Annotated in this window: 19 protein-coding genes; 14 read left to right on the forward strand and 5 right to left on the reverse strand. The window is 61.2% G+C overall.

The genetic code is table 11. The annotated features are described in order from the left end of the window. Positions 1–113: 113 nt before the first annotated feature. The 4 genes from RRF64_RS01525 (at position 114) to RRF64_RS01540 (ending at position 4,603) form a co-directional block, all read left to right on the forward strand. Positions 114–638 carry a hypothetical protein gene (locus tag RRF64_RS01525; protein ID WP_323844060.1) on the forward strand — a complete coding sequence of 175 codons (525 nt, stop codon included), beginning with the start codon at positions 114–116 and terminating at the stop codon, positions 636–638. Between the two features lie 231 nt (positions 639–869). Then, on the forward strand, positions 870–3,557 hold the full coding sequence (topA, locus tag RRF64_RS01530) for a type I DNA topoisomerase (protein WP_323844061.1): 2,688 nt from the start codon (positions 870–872) through the stop codon (positions 3,555–3,557). A 186-nt stretch (positions 3,558–3,743) separates the two neighbouring features. Next, positions 3,744–4,235: a DUF6586 family protein gene (locus RRF64_RS01535; RefSeq protein WP_323844062.1), complete on the forward strand. Its 492-nt coding sequence runs from the start codon at positions 3,744–3,746 to the stop codon at positions 4,233–4,235. Between the two features lie 110 nt (positions 4,236–4,345). Then, positions 4,346–4,603 carry a hypothetical protein gene (locus RRF64_RS01540; RefSeq protein ID WP_323844063.1) on the forward strand — a complete coding sequence of 86 codons (258 nt, stop codon included), beginning with the start codon at positions 4,346–4,348 and terminating at the stop codon, positions 4,601–4,603. Between the two features lie 101 nt (positions 4,604–4,704). Here RRF64_RS01540 and lexA read toward each other — a convergent pair whose 3' ends face one another. Beyond that, entirely contained in the window at positions 4,705–5,310 is a 606-nt protein-coding gene (gene lexA, locus RRF64_RS01545; protein ID WP_323844064.1) for a transcriptional repressor LexA, read from the reverse strand. A 167-nt stretch (positions 5,311–5,477) separates the two neighbouring features. Here lexA and RRF64_RS01550 point away from each other — a divergent pair, with 167 nt between their 5' ends. Then, entirely contained in the window at positions 5,478–6,116 is a 639-nt protein-coding gene (locus RRF64_RS01550) for an LOG family protein (protein ID WP_323844065.1), read from the forward strand. A gap of 28 nt (positions 6,117–6,144) precedes the next feature. On the opposite strand, the gene RRF64_RS01555 is transcribed toward RRF64_RS01550, so the two are convergent. Further along, positions 6,145–6,462: a DUF6763 family protein gene (locus RRF64_RS01555; RefSeq protein ID WP_323844066.1), complete on the reverse strand. Its 318-nt coding sequence runs from the start codon at positions 6,460–6,462 to the stop codon at positions 6,145–6,147. 207 nt (positions 6,463–6,669) lie between these two features. On the opposite strand from RRF64_RS01555, the gene RRF64_RS01560 reads away from it, so the two are divergent. The 4 genes from RRF64_RS01560 to RRF64_RS01575 all read left to right on the forward strand — a co-directional run bounded on the left by RRF64_RS01560 (position 6,670) and on the right by RRF64_RS01575 (position 10,242). Further along, on the forward strand, positions 6,670–7,302 hold the full coding sequence (locus tag RRF64_RS01560; protein WP_323844067.1) for a TetR/AcrR family transcriptional regulator: 633 nt from the start codon (positions 6,670–6,672) through the stop codon (positions 7,300–7,302). A 177-nt stretch (positions 7,303–7,479) separates the two neighbouring features. After that, positions 7,480–8,493: a beta-N-acetylhexosaminidase gene (gene nagZ, locus RRF64_RS01565; RefSeq protein WP_323844068.1), complete on the forward strand. Its 1,014-nt coding sequence runs from the start codon at positions 7,480–7,482 to the stop codon at positions 8,491–8,493. A 137-nt stretch (positions 8,494–8,630) separates the two neighbouring features. Further along, the gene (locus RRF64_RS01570; protein WP_422732602.1) at positions 8,631–9,737 is read left to right on the forward strand and encodes a mechanosensitive ion channel family protein; all 1,107 of its coding nucleotides are present in this window, start codon (positions 8,631–8,633) and stop codon (positions 9,735–9,737) included. Positions 9,738–10,026: 289 nt separating this feature from the next. After that, on the forward strand, positions 10,027–10,242 hold the full coding sequence (locus RRF64_RS01575; RefSeq protein WP_020413094.1) for a cold-shock protein: 216 nt from the start codon (positions 10,027–10,029) through the stop codon (positions 10,240–10,242). Positions 10,243–10,428: 186 nt separating this feature from the next. Here the strand turns inward: RRF64_RS01575 and RRF64_RS01580 are convergent, their stop codons facing one another. The 3 genes from RRF64_RS01580 to mfd all read right to left on the reverse strand — a co-directional run bounded on the left by RRF64_RS01580 (position 10,429) and on the right by mfd (position 16,049). Further along, positions 10,429–11,661, reverse strand: coding sequence for a DUF819 family protein (locus RRF64_RS01580; protein ID WP_323844069.1), 1,233 nt, complete (start codon positions 11,659–11,661; stop codon positions 10,429–10,431). Between the two features lie 94 nt (positions 11,662–11,755). Beyond that, positions 11,756–12,496: a CsiV family protein gene (locus RRF64_RS01585; RefSeq protein WP_323844070.1), complete on the reverse strand. Its 741-nt coding sequence runs from the start codon at positions 12,494–12,496 to the stop codon at positions 11,756–11,758. Positions 12,497–12,557: 61 nt separating this feature from the next. Further along, entirely contained in the window at positions 12,558–16,049 is a 3,492-nt protein-coding gene (gene mfd, locus RRF64_RS01590; RefSeq protein WP_323844071.1) for a transcription-repair coupling factor, read from the reverse strand. 382 nt (positions 16,050–16,431) lie between these two features. Between mfd and RRF64_RS01595 the strand changes: the two genes are divergently transcribed. The 5 genes from RRF64_RS01595 (at position 16,432) to RRF64_RS01615 (ending at position 22,309) form a co-directional block, all read left to right on the forward strand. Then, positions 16,432–17,817 carry a glyceraldehyde-3-phosphate dehydrogenase gene (locus RRF64_RS01595; RefSeq protein ID WP_422732615.1) on the forward strand — a complete coding sequence of 462 codons (1,386 nt, stop codon included), beginning with the start codon at positions 16,432–16,434 and terminating at the stop codon, positions 17,815–17,817. A 491-nt stretch (positions 17,818–18,308) separates the two neighbouring features. Next, complete coding sequence (locus tag RRF64_RS01600) at positions 18,309–19,649, forward strand: Na(+)-translocating NADH-quinone reductase subunit A (protein WP_323844072.1); 1,341 nt, start codon at positions 18,309–18,311, stop codon at positions 19,647–19,649. Positions 19,650–19,651: 2 nt separating this feature from the next. After that, the gene (locus tag RRF64_RS01605; protein ID WP_323844073.1) at positions 19,652–20,863 is read left to right on the forward strand and encodes an NADH:ubiquinone reductase (Na(+)-transporting) subunit B; all 1,212 of its coding nucleotides are present in this window, start codon (positions 19,652–19,654) and stop codon (positions 20,861–20,863) included. Next, positions 20,856–21,635 (forward strand): Na(+)-translocating NADH-quinone reductase subunit C, encoded by a 780-nt coding sequence (locus RRF64_RS01610; RefSeq protein WP_323844074.1) that lies wholly within the window; start codon positions 20,856–20,858, stop codon positions 21,633–21,635. The genes RRF64_RS01605 and RRF64_RS01610 overlap by 8 nt, the downstream gene beginning before the upstream one ends. 2 nt (positions 21,636–21,637) lie before the next feature. Further along, a complete protein-coding gene (locus RRF64_RS01615; protein ID WP_323844075.1) occupies positions 21,638–22,309 on the forward strand; it encodes an NADH:ubiquinone reductase (Na(+)-transporting) subunit D in 672 nt (223 codons plus the stop codon). Positions 22,310–22,311 lie beyond the last annotated feature (2 nt).

The raw sequence follows: 22,311 nt of genomic DNA on the forward strand, positions 1-22,311 counted from the left end.
CGCTTTATTTGCGCGGACTAGTCCCCGAAAGTCTACTGTAAAAAAAACTGGTTGACATAATTGGCGCAGGGCATCGCACAATAGACGCCATATTCCACTGACAAGGAGTCGTTATGTCCGGTTGGCTTCCCCTGATCATCATTCTCTTTGCCGTCGCCCTCGTGCTGGGACCGGTGATGTGGATGAAGCCCAGCCAGCGCGACCGCCGCCTCGCGGATTTGCGTGGACGAGCCGCCAAGTCGGGCATGGTGGTGCAAATGAAGGCGCTGCCCGCGGCACTGGGAAAGGGTACGGCCGCGGTCTATTACAGCCGCTGGGCGGATAGTCGCCGATTGCAACTCGGCTGGATACTGGAGCTGCAGCGGGTCGAACACGAGATGCATTTCGCCGGCCGCTGGGACTGGCGCAACGGCCGCGCCGCGCCGCAGCCCGCGTGGGAACCTTTGCGACAAATGCTGGACCAATTGCCGAAAGACGCCTGTGCAATCTCGGCGCATCACATAGGTCTCGGGGTTCAGTGGCAGGAGGGCGGCGGGGATGGCGCCTTCCAGGCCCTGGAAAACGCGTTGGGCGAGTTTCGCCCCACTATAGAAGAAGCAATACGGCAGCCGAAGCCCAGGGAAGCAGAGCGGGAATAGGATCGCGGGAATGTCCCTGAAATGACGCGAAATACCGGGATTTTGTGCGCGATCGGCGGCTATCTGCGCCCTGCCGGTAGACCGGCAAATCCTGTGACCGATTTCGGGAATTTGCGTCACTTGCTTGACCGCACCGGGGGCGGAGCTTATATATTCGCGCATTGCGGCCCCGAGCCAGGGGCCCGCCAGTTGTGCGAAAGCAGTAAATTTTTTATTTGAAATCAAGGGCTTATGGGTAAATCACTGGTCATCGTCGAATCACCGGCCAAAGCGAAAACCATCAACAAATATCTCGGCAAGGACTTCGTCGTGAAGTCCAGTGTCGGTCATATTCGCGATTTGCCCACCGCTGGTGGCGGCAAACAACCGGTTGATGCCAAGGAGCGCGCCCGCCGCGCTGCTGAGACCCGCAAGCTGTCCCCCGAGGACAAAGAGGTCTACAAGCGCAAGAAGAACCGCGAGCAGTTGATCAAGCGCATGGGCATAGACCCGGATCACAACTGGGCCGCCCACTACGAGATACTGCCGGGCAAGGAAAAGGTGGTCAGCGAACTGCGCAAGCTCGCCGCCGAGGCGGACAATATCTATCTGGCGACGGACTTGGACCGCGAGGGGGAGGCCATCGCGTGGCACCTGCGTGAAGCGATCGGCGGAGACGACGAGCGCTACCGTCGCGTGGTGTTCAACGAGATCACCAAGTCCGCGATTCAGGGGGCCTTCAAGGATCCGGGCCGGTTGAACATCAACCGCGTCAATGCCCAGCAGGCGCGCCGCTTCCTCGACCGGATCGTCGGCTACATGGTGTCACCGCTGCTGTGGGAAAAGGTCGCCCGCGGTCTCTCCGCCGGCCGTGTACAGTCGGTGGCGGTGCGCCTGGTGGTCGAGCGCGAACGCGAGATTCGCGCTTTTATTCCCGAAGAGTACTGGACACTGTTTGCGGATACGGCAACCGCCCAGGCCGATGCTCTGCGCCTGGAAGTCAAGAAGCAGGCCGGCGAGATATTCCGCCCGACGAATGAAGAGCAGGCCAGTGCCGCCACCAAGGCGCTGCAGGCCAGCGAGTTTGTGGTCGGTGCACGGGACGACAAGCCCACCAGCTCCAAGCCGACAGCGCCCTTTATTACCTCTACCCTGCAGCAGGCCGCGAGCAACCGCCTCGGCTTCAGCGTCAAGAAAACCATGATGTTGGCCCAGCGCCTGTACGAGGCCGGGCATATCACCTATATGCGTACCGATTCCACCAACCTCAGTAAGGAAGCGGTGGATTCGGTGCGGGAATTTATCGGTGAACAGTTCGGCGATAAATACCTGCCGGAGTCCCCCAACAGCTACAGCAGCAAAGAGGGGGCCCAGGAAGCGCACGAGGCAATTCGCCCGTCGGATGTCCGCATACAGCCGAATATGTTGTCCGGGGTCGAAAGGGATGCGGAGCGTCTGTACAACCTGATCTGGCAGCAATTCGTCGCCTGCCAAATGACGCCGGCCCAGTTCACTTCCACTTCCATCGTGGTCAATGCCGGTGATTTTGAGCTGCGCGCCCGTGGCCGTGTGATCCGTTTCGACGGCTTCCTCAAAGTGGCGCCGCCGGTCAGCAAGAAGGACGAGGACCTGGTGCTGCCGGATGTCAAAGTCGGCGAAAAACTGGCGCTGAAGAAGCTGGAACCGAAGCAGCACTTCACCAAACCGCCGGCGCGCTACAGCGAGGCGGCACTGGTAAAAGAGCTGGAAAAACGCGGTATCGGCCGCCCGTCTACCTATGCTTCGATTATCTCCACCATCCAGGATCGCGGCTATGTGCGCCTGGAAAACCGCCGTTTCTATGCGGAGAAAATGGGAGATATCGTTACCGATCGCCTCAGCGAAAGCTTCAAGAACCTGATGGACTACGGCTTTACCGCAAACCTGGAAGAATCCCTGGATGCGGTGGCGGACGGCGAAAAGGGCTGGAAAGAACTGCTCGACGAATTTTACGAAGATTTCTCCGGGCGACTGGAAAAGGCCCAGGCCGCCGACGGTGGGATGCGTCGCAACACACCGACCGACACAGATATTGCGTGCAGTCAGTGCGGTCGCCACATGCAGATCCGCACAGGGTCAACCGGGGTGTTCCTCGGCTGTTCAGGCTATGCGCTGCCGCCGAAAGAGCGCTGTACCAACACCATGAACCTGGTGTCCGGCGATGAGGCCGTGGACGCGGACAAGGACGAGGAAGCGGAATCCCGCCAGTTGCGGGAGAAGCGCCGCTGTGCCAAGTGCGGCACGGCCATGGACAGTTATCTGCTGGACGAGCACCGCAAGTTGCATATCTGTGGCAACAACCCGGATTGCAGCGGCTACGAGGTAGAGCAGGGCACTTTCAAGATCAAGGGTTACGACGGACCTTTGATCGAGTGCGACAAGTGCGGCAGCGATATGCAGCTGAAATCCGGCCGTTTCGGCAAATATTTCGGGTGCACCAACGAAGCCTGTAAGAATACCCGCAAGCTGCTGAAGAATGGGCAGCCGGCGCCGCCGAAAATGGATCCTGTACCCATGCCGGAGCTGCCCTGCGAGAAGGTGGACGACCACTATATTCTTCGCGACGGCGCTTCCGGGCTGTTTCTGGCAGCCAGCCAGTTCCCCAAGAACCGCGAGACCCGCGCACCGCTGGTGAAGGAATTGCTGCCGCACCAGAGCGAAATTGATCCGAAGTACAGCTTCCTGTTCTCTGCGCCGACGGAAGATGACCAGGGGCGCGATACCGTGGTCCGCTTCAGCCGCAAGACCCAGGAACAGTATGTGCAGTCCGAGGAAGAGGGCAAGGCCACCGGTTGGCGGGCTTTCTACCGCGACGGCAAGTGGCAGATCGATGCCGGCAGCAAGACCAGCACAGCCAAGCGCAAGCCGGTGCGCAAGAAGGCGGCGGCGAAACGCAAATGAAGCCCGCACTTGTCACAATCGTCCGTAGCGAGGCGGTTCCAGAGTACGGCATGACTGGCTGTCGCTAATGGAGGAGCGCGCAGGCATACTTGCCGTATGTCGAGCCGGTCCGACGCCTCGGCTCCGACCGAGTGAAAACCAATCAGGGCGTGCTGTTGGGCCGCCGCAGTAGGAGGATTGCGACAAATGCGGGCTAATCCCTATACCGGCTCTGTCGCCTCGGCACTGCGCAAGAGCGAGCTGTTACTGCAGGCGGGTGGCGGCGCACCCCTGCAGCGCGCCGCGTTACAGGAGGCGGCCGTGTTCCAGTTGTGGCGGGCCTATCGCGCCTTCCTCGCGGAGTTGGCCTTCCAGCTGCAGCTGAACGCGGAGCCGGAATCCGCCCAGGCGCTGGGCGAGCGCGCTCGCGCATTCGGCAAAACCAGCAGTGAGGCGGCGGAGCTGGAGGGGCTGGCCGCGGACCCCGATAGCTGGCTCGCGGGATTGCAGAGCTCATGGGTGCAGCTGTGGAGTTTTTCCGGCGAAACTGATCGCAAACGCGAATCCGCCAACCTGATCCCGGCACAGAATCTTTCCGCACCCGGTCCGGTGCAGCTCACTGATGATTTATTGCGCGACTGGCACTCTGCCCTCAATGAGCTGGTGCGACGTCAGCGCGCTCAGTCGGAAGAGTGGTAGCGGGCCGCCTTCGCATTTCCCGAGCGCCGCCGGCCAAGTGCAGCGCTGAAACTCCCGGGATGCCTGTGGTACACTGCGCGCAAACTGATGTGCTGCGAAGGGAGAAGCGAATGTCCTCCGAGACCTTTGAAATTATCGAGCTGGCCAATGGTGATGTGGCACTGCGCCGCGCCGGCCACAAGGAGGACCCGCTGGTGCGCATCCACTTTTCAGCGGAGAGTCTGCAGTTCCTGCGCGATCACAAGGTTGCGATTGCGCGCGCCATGCTGGAGGCCGGCATCGAAGCTGTGCAGAATATAGACGATCTGGAGCCGGGTTATCTGGACGAAGACGACGAGCTGTTGCCGATCAATCACACGGTGCACTAATCGATCAATACGCAGCCAAATAGAACAATGTAGGAGCGGCGACCGCCATCCCTGGCGGTCGCCGCTCCTGCAAATCCAGTGCGAAAAAGCCGCGCCTGCGGTCAGGGGCTCTGGCGAATCACGCCCACCGCCAGTCCTTCGATCGCGAAACTCTTATCCCGCATATCCACTTGAATCACGTCGAAATCGTCGTTTTCCGGCAGTAGCTGTACCGTGGCCTGGTTGCCTTTGCGCCGGAATCGCTTGACCGTCACCTCATCCTCGATGCGCGCCACGACGATCTGGCCATTGCGCACCTGATCGGTTTTCTGTACCGCCAGCAGGTCGCCGTCGAGAATGCCGGCATCGCGCATGCTCATGCCGTGTACCCGCAGCAGGTAATCCGCCGGCGGGTGGAAGAAGTCCGCGGGCAGATTGCAGTAGTCCTCGATATTTTCCTCCGCCAGGATCGGATTGCCCGCGGCCACCCGGCCGACAATCGGCAGGCCGGTCTGGTGGTCCGGGATGCGGATGCCCCGCGATGCCCCGGCGACCATTTCAATGGCCCCCTTGCGCGCCAGTGCCTTCAGGTGCTCCTCTGCCGCGTTGGGCGAGCGGAAACCCAGTTCCTGAGCAATCTCCGCCCGGGTGGGCGGGTAGCCGGTTTCGTCCAGATAGACTTTGATCAGTTCCAGTACCTGGGCCTGGCGTGCAGTGAGATTGGTCATAGGGGTTACCTGGTCTGTTTCTGTATTTATATACAGTTGCTGGGATTATATACAGATTTCGAGGTCGCGCAATGCTCGCAGTGATGTCGCAAATCACTGCTACATTGAAGGGGAAGGAATAAAGCGAAGAAGAGCTCGTAGAATTACGCGACAACGAGGGAATAATAATGCTAGACGCGAAAATGCCCGAGGCCTGGCGCGTACTGCGCATTCAGTCCGAACTGGTGGATGGCATCGAGCGCCTGATCGCGCTCAGTGGCGCCGTCACCGTTTTTGGCAGCGCGCGTTTCCCGGAAGACAGCCCGGAATACCGGCAGGGCGTCAGGTTGGGCGAGTTACTGGCCGCGGAAGGTATTTCGGTGATTACCGGGGGCGGTCCGGGATTGATGGAAGCCTGCAATCGCGGCGCCTACCCGCAGCCGGGCGCCTCCATAGGGCTCAATATCGAGCTGCCATTCGAACAGAAGGCCAACCCCTACCAGGATATCAGCCTGCACTTTCGCTACTTTTTTGTGCGCAAGTTTATGTTCGTAAAACATGCGGTGGGTTTCGTCGGGCTGCCGGGGGGTTACGGTACGCTCGATGAGTTGTTCGAGGCGCTGACACTGGTGCAGACACATAAGGTGCGACGTTTTCCGATTGTACTGGTGGGTAAGCGCTATTGGTCCGGCTTGCACGACTGGTTGGTGGACACGGTGCTCGAACGGGGCTGCATCGATGCCTCCGATCTCGACCTTTTCCGCATCGTCGATACCGTGGATGAGGCCGCGGAGGTGATCATCGAGTACATCAAGGAGAGGGAGTAGGGCGTCTCTGCGCTATTTCCCTGCGCATTTAAAAGGGAGATTCATCGGTGCCGATAAAACTCTCGCCTTCCACCGTATCCAGCGGGTTGAGATAGAAATCCACCCCGCTTGCACTGGAGTCCTGTTCAGTCACACTCAGGCCGTAGGCGATATTGGCGTCCTCGGGCGGTGCGGCGCCGATCACCGGCAAGCTCTGCCAGTGATCGAGCTCGAACTCGTCCAGAGTGCCGTCGAGGTACTGAACCTCCACCGTCTGCTGCAGCTCGTCAATGGCCACCACCTCGAACAGCTGGCCGCTGTCCAGGTCTTCAAACCAGTTGCCGATCTCCGGTTGCAAATGTGCCATGGCAGTTTGCCCCCTGTTGTTTTCCTCTCAATCTAGTGTATGGCCCGGATTTCTCCCAGAGCGCTTGCTGCGGCGCTCTCCGACTGCGACTTGTCTTTGCGCTAAGCCCCGGGAGGGCCGCCCCGCGGCAACGGCATCAGCGGTTGGCGCGAAATGTGCTAATCTGGCCAGTGCTAAACAACTGTTTTAAATGGTGGTTTGAACTCTATGAGCCAGACGGATACTGTCAGTCGAATTCTGGATGCGGCGGAAGTGCTGTTTGCGGAACGCGGTTTTACCGAAACTTCCCTGCGCACCATTACCAGTACCGCCGGCGTCAACCTGGCCGCTGTAAATTACCACTTCGGATCGAAAAAAGAACTGATTCAGGCGGTATTCGAGCGCTTTTTGACGCCTTTTACCGATGCGTTGGCCCGCGAGCTGGATCGGCGTGCCGCCGCTGGCGGCGCTTTAACGGTGGAGGATCTGCTCGAGAGTCTGTACCGGGTAGGGATGGGCAGTCTCGCCGAACAGGGCAGGGACCCGCAGCGCTTCATGCGGTTGCTGGGGCTTGCCTACACGCAGTACCAGGGCCACCTGCGGCGCTTTATAGTATCCCGGTACGGAAACAGCTATCGCCGCTTTGCCGGTCTGCTCGCCCAGGCATTGCCGGGACTGGATCCGGTGACCTTCTACTGGCGTCTCTACTTTATGCTCGGCGCGACCATCTTTACGATGTCGAGCTATGATGCGATCGAGGCTATCCTGAGAGAGGATTTTGGCGCCCAGAGCACCTTGCCCGAAACCCTGGAGCGACTGGTGCCCGCGGCGGCGGCAATGCTTAAAGTCAATGCGGAATGAGGAATGCGGAATGCGGACTCGCGAGCGACGGAGTGCCATAGGAGCGGCCGTTGGCCGCGAACAGGCCGATAGGCGCCTGGACTGCATGGCCGCGGCCGATGGCCGTCCCGATGACAAGGAATCAGCCCGCGCATTCCGCATTCCGCATTCATCATTCCGTATTAAGGAGTAACTCCCATGTCTGCACTGCTCGGCCCGGTAATGATCGATATCGAGGGACAGGAACTTACCGGGGAGGACCGCGAACTGCTGCGGCATCCGCTGGTGGGGGCACTGATATTCTTTGCGCGTAACTTTCGCGATCGCGCGCAGCTTCAGGAACTGGTCGCGGCGATTCGCGAAGAGCGCCCCGACATCCTGCTGGCGGTCGATCAGGAGGGCGGCAGGGTGCAGCGCTTCCGCGACGAGTTCACCCGGCTGCCGTCGATGCAGGCACTGTGTGCGAAGGCGGATAAGGAGCGGCTGCAGGATGTCGGCTGGTTACTGGCGGCGGAGCTGCTGGCGGTCGGTATCGACTTCAGTTTTGCCCCGGTGCTGGATGCGGACGATCAGCACTGCCGCATTGTCGGCGATCGCAGTTTCTGCGCCGATCCAGCGGGTGTGTCCGCGCGGGTGCGCCCGTTTATGCGGGGCATGCATGAAGCGGGAATGGCGACTACCGGCAAGCACTTTCCCGGGCACGGCCACGTACTCGAGGACAGCCACGAAGAGCTGCCCGAGGATGAGCGCGAGCTGGAGGCGGTGATGGCTTCCGACGCGCTGCCATTCATCGAATGTATCGCCGCGGGCGAGCTGGATGCGGTGATGCCGGCGCACATCCGTTTCGTGCAGGTCGACAGCCAGCCCGTGGGTTTTTCCCGCTACTGGCTGCAGGAGATCTTGCGCGGCCGGCTGGGGTTCGACGGAGTGATTTTCAGCGATGACCTCTCCATGGAAGGCGCCGGTGCGGCCGGCGGCTATGGCGACCGGATCAGGGCAGCCATGGACGCCGGTTGCGATATGGGTGTGGTCTGCAACAATCGCGCAGGAGCTCTCGAGACACTCGAGGCATTGAAAGACTTTACGCCGCGACAGCAGTCGAGTGACAGGCTGCAACGTATGCGCGGCCGGCCCGGAATAAAATCCTGGGCTGAGCTGGAGGCCAGTGAGCGCTGGCAGAGCACGCGGAGCTGGCTCGCCTCGGCGCTCTAGACAACAAGGCCATCAGGCCATCAGGCCATCAGGCAATCGGGCCGTCGGCAAGCCGGTGGCATATTCGAAGCCGGGACGGCCGGATGCTGCCAGCGGCAATTCAAATGGATCGTATAAAAAACGAGGGGTAGTGGTTCGTGGAATCGGTAAAGGGAATGTTGCTGTCGTGGCTGGGGGACAATCGCTTCTGGATAGTGGCGATTTTTTTGATCGTACTGGCGACGGCGCTGGCAGCCTGGCTCTTTGGCCGATTCGTGCAGCGTCTGGCGCAGCGGGCCGAACGTACCGTCAGCCCCTGGGACGACGCCTTGGTCGGAGCGCTGACGCCGCCCGGTCCGGTCCTGATCTGGCTGTTGGGCCTGACGATGGCGGCGGGCCGCGCGGGCAGTGCAACCGGGGCGGAGATATTTTCCCTGGCCGAGCCGGTCCGGGAAATCGGCTTGATCCTGGCGCTGACCTGGTTTGCCTGGCGCTTCTCCCACAATGTCGAGCGCAACCTGCGCGACCCCCGTTACATGGGCAAGCCCATGGATGCGACCACGGTGCGTGCAGTCGGCAAGCTGGTGCGGGCCTCTATCCTGATCACCGCTGCCATGGTAGTCATGCAGTTTCTGGGCTACAGCATCAGCGGCATTTTGGCTTTTGGTGGCATCGGCGGCCTCGCAGTGGGCTTCGCGGCCAAGGACCTGCTCGCAAACTTCTTTGGCGGCCTGATGATATATCTGGACAGGCCCTTTGCCGTGGGCGAATGGGTGCGCTCCCCGGACAAGGAAATCGAGGGTACAGTGGAGGATATCGGCTGGCGCCTTACCCGCATCCGCACATTTGATAAGCGGCCACTTTACATTCCCAATGGCATATTTACCCAGATAGCGGTGGAAAACCCGTCCCGTATGTTGAACCGGCGTATATACGAGACCATCGGTATACGCTATGAAGATGCACCGCTAATGACGGCTATAGTTGCCGATGTAAAGGCGATGTTGCAGCGGCACCCTGAAATAGATACGAACCAGACGCTAATCGTCAATTTCAATAGCTTTGCGCCGTCGTCGCTGGATTTCTTTATATACACTTTTACCAAAACCACCGAATGGGTGCGATATCACGAAATCAAGCAGGATATCCTGTTAACGATATTGAAAATAATAGAGGGGCACGGCGCTTCCTGCGCTTTCCCGACTTCCACGTTGCATATCGCCGAAATCCCGTCATTAACGCGCGAAGCCTCGTTAGACAGTTGATAGACAGGAGTGCAAAAAAGCACAATTGGACAGTTATCGGGGGTTAGGTCCGCTCTTTTTGGCGATTTATTGCGCATGGTTACAAAACTACAATATTTATTTCACATGGAAACCTAGACACTGGCGCCTTTTTATCTAAGAATCAGTTGGCGTACATCGAGATTGACTTGGTGGACAGTGCAAGACAGTAAGCGGCAGGAAGTCGTCTACTGGAATTGGGGTGGCGTTTAGCCCTCTTGCCGAATGGGGTAAAAGAGGTGAACGCAATAACAATAATGAGGTTGTCTCAATGAGTGATCGCGTTACAGGTACTGTGAAGTGGTTTAATAACGCCCGCGGTTATGGCTTCATCACCTGTGGAGAAGGAACTGAAGACATTTTCGTTCATTACCGCAGTATTCGTGGTGAAGGCTATAAGACCTTGAACGAAGGTCAGGCGGTAGAGTTTGAAATGCAGCAGGGTGACAAAGGATTGCTGGCGGAAGATGTTGTTCCCTGTGAGTGATTCCCGCCGAATTACTCGTTGAAATAACGTATCTGCACGGTGGATCCGGATTGGCGGTTTGAAGTCCGCGTCCCGATCAGCGTTTCATAAAAAGCGGGCCTGTGGCCCGCTTTTTGTTTTGTGCGTTTTTTGCCCGACCCTGCGGGCGGCGCCGCAGGGCTGCCTTGGGCCCGCCAGGTCGGTGCATCAGCCGCCGATGACACGCAACAGCTGGCCGCAGAACCAGGCGGCATAGGTGCCCAGGGCATAGCCCAGCACGGCCAGCAGCACGCCCACGGGCGCCAGCGACGGATGGAAAGCCGCAGCCACCACCGGCGCCGAGGCCGCGCCGCCGACATTGGCCTGACTGCCAACCGCCATAAAGAAGGTCGGTGCCTTGATCAGCTTGGCCACCAGCAGCATCAGGCTTGCGTGTACGGCCATCCAGATGGCGCCCAACACGAACAGCTCGGGGCTGTCCCTGAGCGCGGTGATGTCCATATGGGTGCCGATGGTGGCAACCAGGAAATAGATAAACACCGAGCCCACTTTGGAAGCGCCGGCACCCTCGAGCTTTTTCGCCGGTGAAAAGGCCATGGCGATACCCAGGGTGGTGGCGATAACGATCAGCCAGAAAAACTGGCTGGTAAAGCTGAAGCGCGCCAGCTGTGGGGCGTTGGCCTGGAACCAGGGCGCCAGCAGGTCGGCAAAGCCGTGTGCTATGGCGGTGATGCCGAAGCCGACGGCGGCAATCAGCATCAGATCCTGCAGGCTGGGAATGCGCGCGTGCTTCTTCTGCAGCGTCTCCACCTTTTCACGCAAAGTGGTGATCGAGCTGGTATCCGCGCCGCGCCGCGCGTCCAGTTGCTTCGCATTGCCGGCCATGATCAGCAGGACTGCCATCCAGATGTTCGCCACTATCACGTCCACGGCGACCATCGCCGAGAAGATCTGGTCGCCGACCCCGAAAATCTCCTTCATCGCCGTCTGATTGGCGCCGCCGCCGATCCAGCTGCCGGCAACCGTGGTCATGCCGCGCCAGACGGCCTCGGGGCCGGTGACACCCAGCAGGCCCGGATCAAAGGCCGACATGATCAGCAGCGCCACGGGCCCGCCGATGACGATGCCGAGGGTGCCGGTCAGGAACATGACCAGCGCCTTGGGGCCGAGGCTGACGATGCCCTTCAGGTCGATGCTCAGGGTCAGCAACACCAGGCTTGCCGGCAACAGGTAGCGCGAGGCGACGTAATAAAGGTTGGATGCCTCTGCGTCGATAATGCCGAAAGTCGTGAGCAGGGATGGCAGGAAGTAACACAGCAGCAGGGCCGGTACAAAACGATAAAAGCGTTTCCAGAAGCGGTGCTCGCTGCCGGCGGTGTAAAAGACAAAACCGAGGATGGCGGCAAGCATGCCGAGAATTATGGCGTCGTTGGTAATCATCAGAGAAAAGTGAAATTAACTGGTTGTTATTGGGTCGGCTGTTATCGGGTCGGTTGTTCCAGGGCCGGTAGATCGAGGGAGCAGTTGCGCGGGCTTATTTGCCCGCGGTGTCTTCTTCCTGCTGTTCGACGGTGCGGACTTCGATCAGGATTCCGAACGCGGGGTGGTCGAGGTAGTGCAGCTCACCGCTGCGCATACGGCGCTCCTGCTGCAACTGGGCCACGCGCGACGCATAGACGACTTGCGGATCTTCGGTGGCGGCGGGGCCGATCGCCGCGGATGTGACAGGGCCGCCGGTGCCCATAAGCTCCAGGGGTTCGTCGAGGGTCACCTGGGGGCGCTGCGGCAGCAATATGCCGCTGCCGGCCTGAGCGTTGCCGAAATCGCTCAGCCACAGGTTTGTGCTGAGGTGCAGGTAACGAGACACACTCAGTGTCACGCTGCCCTCCAGCCGGTTGTGTCCGCTGAAGCTGTCGCCGCCGCTGACCAGGATCGCGGGGGCATTGCGCTTCTGCTGCAGCACCTGGCGCCAGGCCTTGTGGAACAGCACGCGCTCGCCGCCACGCCTCAGCGCTGCGACCTTGTTGTCCAGTCTGGTGGGCGCCGGGGACAGGACCAGCGCCTCGCCATCGGCCGTGGTGAAGTCCACCCAGCGGCTCGGGTATTGCAGGCGCGGCGCCGCGGGCCAGGACTCCCGGGACCGCTCCATGCCCTGAGGGCGCTCGAAAGCGATCATTTCGATTTCAAAGGTCGTGCCCGCGTAGTTCACCGCCTGGGCAGCCGTCGCCGCCAGCGCCATAAGCAGGGCGGAGCAGATCTTTAGAACTCTTGTCATGGTGTTACCGCTTTGGTCGTTTTTTCGTATGTGCCTGTAGGGTGCGAGCCCCGAAATAGTATCATTGCGCCAGCCGCTCCAACACTCCGGCGACCTGCTGAAGCCGCAGGTCGGGGCCGTCTTCGTCCAGGCTGAAGTTGAGCTGATTGGCGCCCGCCAACTGGTAGCGGCCGGGCTCGGTCTGCACCATCTTAACCAATGTCAGCGGATCCACCCGGGTATTTTCCGCAAATTCGATACGTCCCCGCGCGGCGGAGGCCTCCAGCTTGCGGATGCCCATAGAGTCCGCCTTGAGTTTGATCTCGGTGGTGCGGAACAGGTGTTTGACCGGCTCCGGCAGCAGGCCGAAGCGGTCGATCATCTCCACCTGCAGCTCCTTCAGCGCCTGGGTGTCCGCGGCGTTGGCAATGCGCTTGTACATCATCAGGCGCCCGTGGACATCCGGCAGGTAATCCTCGGGGATCAGCGCCGGCACGCGCAGGTTGACGTCGACGGCCGGCGACTCCAGCGGTTCGTCGATATTCGGTGTGCGCCCCTCGCGGATGGCCTTCACCGCCCGGTCGAGCATCTCCATATAGAGGTTGAAGCCGACACTCTCGATCTGGCCACTCTGGTCCTCGCCCAGCAGTTCGCCGGCACCGCGGATCTCCAGGTCGTGGGTCGCGAGTGTAAAGCCGGCGCCCAGGTCCTGTGCCTCGCTGATGGCCTCGAGTCGCTTGACCGCATCGGCGGTCATGGCGCGCTTGTTCGGTGTCAGCAGATAGGCGTAGGCCTGGTGGTGGGAGCGCCCCACACGGCCGCGCAACTGGTGCAGCTGCGCCAGGCCGAACTTGTCCGCGCGCTCGATCAGTATGGTGTTGGCCGTCGGTACGTCGATGCCGGTCTCGATAATGGTGGTGCAGATGAGCAGGTTGAAGCGCTTGTGGTAGAAGTCGCTCATCACCTGTTCCAGCTCGCGCTCGCGCATCTGGCCGTGGCCGATGCCGATGCGGGCCTCCGGAACCAGTTCCTGCAGTTCCCGCGCGACGCGCTCAATGCTCTTGACCTCGTTGTGGAGGAAGTACACCTGGCCGCCGCGCAGTATCTCGCGCAGCACCGCTTCCTTGATCAGCGCCTCATCACGCTCGCGCACAAAGGTCTTTACCGACAGGCGCCGCGCCGGCGGCGTTGCGATCACCGACAGGTCGCGGATACCGGCCATGGCCATATTCAGCGTGCGCGGAATCGGTGTCGCGGTCAGCGTGAGAATGTCCACCTCGGCGCGCAGGCTCTTCAGGCGCTCCTTCTGGCGCACGCCGAAACGGTGTTCCTCGTCGATGATCAGCAGGCCCAGGTTCTTGAAGTCCAGGTCGCTCTGCAGCAGCTTGTGGGTGCCGACCAGTATGTCCACTTTGCCGCTGGCCACTTTCTCTTTGACGCTGTCCACTTCCTTGCCGCTGCGGAAGCGCGAGATCACCTCGACATTTACCGGCCAGTCGGCGAAGCGGTCCTGGAAGGACTGGAAGTGCTGCTGGGCCAGCAGGGTGGTGGGGACCAGCATGGCCACCTGCTTGCCGGCGTGGGCGGCGACGAAGGCCGCGCGCATGGCAACTTCGGTTTTTCCGAAACCTACATCGCCACAGACCAGGCGATCCATCGGTTTTTTCGACAGCATATCGGCGACCACGGCTTCGATGGCCAGCTGCTGGTCCGGCGTCTCCTCGAACGGGAAGCCGGCGGCAAACTCGCGGTAGGCGAGGCCGGGGTCGGCGAAGGCGTGCCCGACGCGGGCCTCGCGCCGGGCGTAGATATCCAGCAGCTCGGCCGCGGCATCGCGGACCTTTTCCGCAGCCTTGCGTTTGGCCTTCTGCCACTGCTCGCTGCCCAGCCTGTGCTGCGGCGCCAGGGCCTCATCGACTCCGGAGTAGCGGCTGATCAGGTGCAGGCTGGCGACCGGCACATACAGCTTCGCCTCGTCGGCGTACTCGAGCATCAGGAATTCGGCCGGCTGGCCATCGATCTCCAGGCTCTGTAGGCCGCGATAGCGGCCGACGCCGTGGTCGATGTGCACCACCGGCGCACCGATACGCAGCTCGGCCAGGTTCTTCACCGCGTTGTCGGCGTCGTCCTTGGCCTTCTTGCGCCGCCGCTGCTGCAGCACGCGCTCGCCGAACAGCTGCGGTTCGGCGATCAGGTTGATGTCCGGCTCCGCGAGGAGCATGCCCTGGTCCAGTGGCGCGACGGTAATGCCGAAGGTCTCGTCGCTGGCGAGGAACTCCTGCCAGCTGGAAAAGGGGGTGGGCTTCAGGCGGATACCGCCCAGCAGTTCCAGTAGGGCCTCGCGGCGACCGCCGCTCTCGGCGCAGAAGAGCACCCGGCCGGAAAACGCCATCAGGTAGCTTTCCAGCGCCGCGAGCGGCTGGTCGGATTTTCCGTCGACCGGCAAGCGGGGCGGTATCTTGGTGGCGAAGTTGTGATTGCCCTGGGCATCCGGCAGCGTTTCCGCGGAAAAAATCGCGCGCGGAATGGCCTTCAGGGCCGCATTGAACTCGGCGATGTCCAGCAGTATCTGCCGGGGCTTCAATATCGGCCGGGTCAGGTCACCGCAGCGGCTTTCATAGCGGTTGCTGACCTCGCGCCAGAAGTTTTCCAGTGGTTTCTGGATATCGCCGTCAAGCAATGCCTGGCTGCCATCCGGCAGGTAGTCGAACAGGCTGGCACAGTTGTCGCCAAAAAACAGCGGCAGGTAATACTCGATCCCGGCGGGCGCGATGCCCGCGCTGATGTCCTGGTAGATGGGCACCAGGCTCGGATCGCAGTCGAACTGTTCATGCCAGTTCTGCAGGAATTCCGCCAGCGCGGGTTTGTGCAGCGGGAATTCCCGCGCCGGTAACAGGTGGACGCTGTCGACCCTGTCGACGGTGCGCTGGCTCTCCGGGTCGAAGGTGCGCAGGGACTCAATTTCGTCGTCAAACAGATCGATCCGGTAGGGCAGGCGACTGCCCATCGGGTATATATCCATGAGGGAGCCGCGCACCGCGAATTCGCCATGCTCGTAGACGGTGTCCACGCAGTGATAACCGGCCTGCTCCAGCAGGCGGCGCTGTGTGTCGATACGAAACTGCTGCCCCTCGTGCAGAATCAGCGCGTTGCCACCCACGTAGTCACGGGGCGGCAGCCGGTGCATCAGGGTGCTGACCGGTACTATGACGATGCCGCGGCCCATCTGCGGCAGCCGGTACAGGGTGGCCAGACGGTCGGAGATGATGTCCTGGTGTGGTGAGAAGGTGTCGTAGGGCAGGATTTCCCAGTCCGGAAACTGGAAGATTTCCAGCTCCTCGCCCGGCGCCCCATCTCGCTCACTGTCTCCCCGGCGCTTGTTAAAAAATTTCAGCTGCACCTCCAGGCGGTGCGCCTCGAGGCTGTCGCGGGTCACCAACAGGGTGGGCGCACTGCTGCGGCGGGCGGCGTTCAGGATCGCCAGCGCGGCGGCCGCGCCGTGCAGTTGCCCCCAGAATTGCCGGTCACCGGGCGCGCGAAACGGGGGTGTGGGCAGGAGGTTTGAATCGGTCATCTTTACCTTGTATTCCGCAGTTTCATTCGGGGCTGGGCCAGGGGGAGGCTATTGTAGCGGCGAACTCCTCCCGGTGCAGGTTCTCCGCGCCGCGGGCGGCCACCTGCCGCCGGGCAAAGCCTGTTTGCCTCGATTGCGCAGGGTGGCCGATGTGTGGAATGAATTGGTAGTTTTACTACATTTTTTGGGCTTTTTTTTGCTCAGTTGCGCACCCATAGGTGAATGCTGATAATGCGCAGCCACGCGGTTCCCGGCCCCTTTGCCGGGCCGCGAATCCCGCCTATCAAACACATTGCAGAGGTGTCTGACAGTGACTCAGAAGCGACCGAAGCCCGCGGACTTTTTCAAGGACTGGAAACAGCGCGAAGCACTGGCCGAATCCATGATCCCGATGATTGGCAAGCTCAACCGCGAGCGCAACGTCGGCGTCTATATGTACGGCCGCAACCTGGTTAACCGCTCAGTTCTGAGCATCATGAAGGCGCACCGCTTCGTACGGCAGGTCGAGGAGAACGAACTCTCCGAGTTCGAAACCTTCCCGGTGCTGGAAGCCATCTGCAAGCTGGACCTGGGTCCGGTGCATATCGATCTGGGTACTCTGACCAACAAGTACATGCGCGACGACCGCGGCTTGTCCGTCGACGAGTTTGTGCGCGAAGAACTGGCGGATGCCGAGGGTGCTGGCAAGCCGCTGCCAGAGCCAAAGGATGTGGTCATCTATGGTTTCGGTCGTATCGGCCGCCTGGTGGCGCGCCTGCTGATCGACAAGGCCGGCAGCGGTGATGTGCTGCGCCTGCGCGCCATCGTGCTGCGCAAGGGCAGTGCCCCCAACGACCTGGTCAAGCGCGCCTCGCTGCTGCGCCGCGACTCGGTGCACGGCGCCTTCAAGGGCACCATCCGCGTCGATGAGGACACCAACACCCTGATCTGCAACGGCAACGAGATCAAGGTCATCTACGCCAACTCCCCGCAGGAAGTGGACTACACCGCACACGGCATCCACGACGCCCTGATCGTCGACAGTACCGGTGTGTGGCGCGATGAGGATGGCCTGAGCCAGCACCTGGAGAGCAAGGGCGCCGCCAAGGTGCTGCTGACCGCGCCGGGCAAGGGCGATATCAAGAACATCGTCTACGGCATCAACAATGACGATATCAAGCCGGAGGACAAGATCCTGTCCGCGGCTTCCTGCACCACCAACGCCATAGTGCCGGTGCTGAAGGCGATGATGGACAAGTACGGTGTGGAGCACGGCCACGTCGAGACGGTACACGCCTACACCAACGACCAGAACCTGATCGACAACTACCACAAAGGCGAGCGTCGCGGTCGCGCGGCGGCACTGAACATGGTGCTGACCGAAACCGGTGCGGCCAAGGCGGTGGCCAAGGCGCTGCCCGAGCTGAAGGGCAAGCTGACCGGCAACGCCATCCGCGTACCGACTCCGAATGTGTCCATGGCGATCCTGAACCTGAATCTGGGCCAGGAGACCACCAAGGACGAACTGAACGCCTATATGCGCGATGTGGCGCTGCACTCGCCGCTGCGCCAGCAGATCGACTACACCAACTCTCCGGAAGTGGTCTCCAGCGACTTTGTCGGCTCCCGCCGCGCCTGCGTGTTCGACTCCATCGCGACCATCGTCGACGGCAAGAACGCGGTGCTCTACTGCTGGTACGACAACGAGTTCGGCTACAGCTGTCAGGTAGTCCGCTGCCTGGAAGATATGGCCGGCGTTCGCTACGAGCTCTTCCCGAAGAGGGACTGATCTTGAATGCGGAGTGCGGAATGCGGAATGGTAAATCCGCGATCTAGCTTCGTGCTGTAGGAGCGGCGGGGCGGCCATCCGCCGGTGGCCGCGATCTGGTTTTCGGTGCCACCTGGGACCAGATCGCGGGCAGGGCTTCGCCGCTACGCTGGCGCCTGGTCGCGCATTCCGCATTCCGCATTCATCATTCCGCATTGCCCCCAAATCCCTGTTTTTTCAGCAAAATTTTCCCCTCTTGGGCCCAATTCGGCCGCTTCCGCACTGGTAAACCCCCAAGCCCGTCTTTATAATGCGCGCGATTTTGGCGGGGCCGCCGTGCGCCGAGAAGTTCTCTCCTCACCCGATCCTGGGGTTAAGCGGCTTAAGTCCTCGCAGTGTGGGAATTCCTCAATGCGGCTTTGCGACCCGGGCCTTGGCGGTTTCTGGTTGCGAGGCCGCTTTGCATACTTTTTAAACTAGAAACTTTCAAACTTGAAATTAGGCATAGGCGTATGAGAAAGATCCGTCGGGGATTGGATTTACCCATATCCGGCGCGCCCGAGCAGGTCATCCACGATGGCCCTGCGCTCAAGACCGTCGCTGTGCTCGGCCCCGATTACCACGGGATGAAGCCGACCATGGCGGTGGCTGAGGGGGACAGCGTCAAACTCGGACAGCTGCTGTTTAGCGATAAGAAGACCGAAGGTGTGCGTTACACCGCGCCGGCGGCGGGTCGCGTGGTCGCTATCAATCGCGGCGCGCGCCGCGTACTGCAGTCCGTGGTCATCGAGATCGACGGCGACGAGGCGGAGCAGTTCGCCAGCTACGGCGCCGACCAGCTGGCCAGCCTGACCCGCGAGCAGGTGGTGCAGAATCTGGTCGAGTCCGGTCTCTGGACCGCGCTGCGCACCCGCCCGTACAGCAAGGTTCCGGCTATCGATGCCGAGCCGGCGGCGATCTTTATCAATGCCATGGACACCAACCCGCTGGCGGCCAATCCCGAGCTGGTCATCGCCGAGCACCGCGATGCCTTCGCCCAGGGCGTGGAGATTCTGTCCAAGCTGGCAGACGTTGCCTACGTCTGCACCGCGCCGGACGCCGATATCCCGGTGCCGACCGCCAGTAACATCCGCCGCGAGGCCTTTGCCGGTCCGCATCCCGCGGGCCTGTCCGGTACCCATATCCATTTCCTGCGCCCGGTCAAACCCGGCCGCAGTGTATTCACCATCAATTACCAGGACGTGATCGCGGTGGGCAAACTGTTTGCCACCGGTGTGCTGTTCACCGACCGTGTCGTTTCCCTGGCCGGCCCGCGCGTGGGCAAGCCGCGCCTGCTGCGCACCCGCCTGGGCGCCAGCCTGGACGAGCTGACTGCCGGCGAGCTGCAGGGCGATGACAATCGCGTGATTTCCGGTTCGGTATTCGGCGGTCGTACCGCGTCTGGTCCGCTGGCCTACCTGGGCCGCTACCACATTCAGGTATCGGTACTGGAAGAGGGTCGCGAGCGCCCGTTACTGCACTACCTGCGCGCGGGCAACAAGCGCTTCTCGATTTTCCCGATTTATCTGTCGCGCCTGTTCAAACACCGCCTGTTCAACTTCACCACCAGCACCAACGGTTCCGAGCGCGCGCTGATGCCGATCGGCACCTACGAGGCGGTTATGCCGATGGACATGCTGCCGACCCAGCTGCTGCGCGCACTGATCGTCGGCGATACGGCCACCGCCCAGAAACTGGGTGTACTCGAGCTGGATGAAGAAGATCTGGCGCTGTGCACCTTCGTGTGCCCGGGCAAGTACGAATACGGCCCCATTTTGCGGGACAACCTGACCCGTATTGAGAAGGAGGGTTAAGGATGTTGCGCAAATTCCTCGATTCGATTGAGCCGCACTTTCACAAGGGCGGTAAATACGAGAAGTTCTACGCGTTGTACGAGGCGGTAGACACCGGCCTGTTCCAGCCGTCGGAGACCACCAGGACCACGGCGCACGTGCGCGACGGTATCGACCTGAAGCGCATCATGATCTCCGTGTGGGCCGCCGCCCTGATCCCGATGTTCTACGGCATGTGGAACGTGGGCTTCCAGGCCAACACCATCATCGCCGGCATGGCCGATGCGGAGCTGTCCGGCTGGCGTCACGCGATCATCGGCGCACTGTCCGGCTATGATCCCGCCAGCCTGTGGGACAACTTTGTACACGGCGCCATGTACTTCCTGCCGATCTACCTGGTCACCTTCGTGGTCGGTGGCATCTGGGAAGTGCTGTTCGCGGCGATACGCGGCCACGAGGTGAATGAGGGCTTCTTCGTGACCTCTATCCTGTTCGCGTTGGCGTGTCCGCCGGATCTGCCGCTGTGGATGGTGGCCATGGGCATCAGCTTCGGCGTGGTGATCGGCAAGGAAGTGTTCGGCGGTACCGGCAAGAACTTCCTCAACCCGGCACTGACCGGCCGTGCCTTCCTGTTCTTCGCCTACCCGGCGGCCATGTCCGGCGACGCCGTGTGGACCGCAGTCGACGGCTACACCGGCGCCACAGCGCTGTCCGTGATGGCCAGCGAGGGCATCCAGAACGGCGCCGTGGGCGTGCCCACCGGCCAGCTGACCTGGATGGACGCCTTCCTCGGCAATATGCACGGCTCCATCGGCGAGACCTCCACACTCGCGATCCTGATCGCCGGCGCCATCCTGCTGTTCATGAAGATCGCCAGCTGGCGCATCGTCGCCGGCACCCTGCTGGGCATGATGGCCACCGCCTTCCTGTTCAACATGATCGGCTCCGACACCAACCCGATGTTCAATGTGCCCTGGTACTGGCACCTGGTGGTGGGCGGCTTCGCCTTCGGCCTGATTTTCATGACCACGGATCCGGTTTCCGCGGCCATGACCGACACCGGCCGCTGGTGGTACGGCATCCTGATCGGGGTGATGTGTGTATTGATTCGCGTGGTGAACCCGGCCTTCCCGGAAGGCATGATGCTGGCGATTCTGTTCGCCAACCTGTTCGCACCGCTGTTTGACCACTTTGTGGTGCAGTCCCATATCAAACGGAGGTTGGCACGTGGCTAATAAAGATTCCGTCAAGGGCACGCTGCTGGTCGCCCTGATCATGTGTCTCGTCTGCTCCGTGGTGGTATCCACCGCGGCGGTGGTGCTGAGACCTGCCCAGCAGGCCAACGTCGAGTTGGACAGAAAGCGCAACGTACTGGTTGCCGGCGGCCTGGTGCAGCCGGGTGCCAGTGCCAAAGAAGTGGAAGCGGCCTTCCAGTCTGTGGAGACCCGGTACGTCGACCTGACGACTGGCAAGTTCACCGACGAGGCCCCCGCCGGTGGCAGCGGCCGCGCCGCTTCGCGCATCGACGGCGCGCACGCGCGCGTGGCGTCCGCCGACGACATCGCCAAGATCATCCGCCGGGAAAATATTTCCGAAGTCTACGTGGTGGAAAAGAATGGCGAGCTGGACCGCCTGATTCTGCCGGTGCGCGGCTACGGCCTGTGGGGAACCCTGTTCGGCTTCCTCGCGCTGGAGAGCGACCTGAATACCGTAGCGGGCCTGGCCTTCTACGAGCACAAGGAAACTCCGGGGCTGGGTGGTGAGGTCGACAACCCCAACTGGAAAGCCCTGTGGCACGGCCGCCAGGTATTCGATGCCGACGGTGACGTCGCCATCAATATCATCAAAGGCAGTGTCGATCCCAACAGCGCGCAGGCGATCCATCAGGTCGACGGCCTGTCCGGTGCAACCCTGACCAGTAACGGCGTGGAAAACCTGCTGCATTTCTGGCTCGGCAGTGAGGGCTTCGGTCCCTTCCTGAACAACCTGAAAGCAGGGGAGGCGTAAGCATGAAAGTCAAAGATTCACTGCTCGAACCCATTTTTAACAACAACCCGATCGCACTGCAGATTCTCGGCATCTGTTCCGCGCTGGCGGTGACCAGCTCACTGCAGGTCACGCTGGTGATGTGTATTGCGCTGACCACCGTCACTGCCTTCTCCAATATGGCGGTGTCTCTGATCCGCAAGCAGATCCCGAACAGCATCCGCATCATCGTGCAGATGACCGTGATCGCTTCACTGGTAATCCTCGTGGACCAGGTGATCAAGGCGGTGGCCTACGACATCTCCAAGCAGCTGTCGGTCTTCGTCGGCCTGATCATCACCAACTGTATCGTGATGGGCCGCGCCGAGGCCTTTGCCATGAAGAATCCACCGCTGCCGAGTTTCTTCGACGGTATCGGCAACGGTCTGGGTTACAGCGTGATCCTGATCGGCCTGGCCTTTATTCGTGAGCTGTTTGGTGCCGGCAAGCTGTTCGGTGCGGAAATCCTGCAGACGGTCAACAACGGCGGCTGGTATGTGCCCAACGGCCTGCTGTTGCTGCCGCCGAGCGCCTTCTTCCTGATCGGTCTGTTCATCTGGGCCATCCGCACCTGGAAACCGGCGCAGGTGGAAGAGGACGAGTTCAAGATTGCGCCCAACACGCAACCGCTACCGGCACAAGCGCAGGAGGCCTGATT

This window comes from Microbulbifer magnicolonia (assembly GCF_035117725.1).
Lineage (GTDB): Bacteria > Pseudomonadota > Gammaproteobacteria > Pseudomonadales > Cellvibrionaceae > Microbulbifer > Microbulbifer magnicolonia.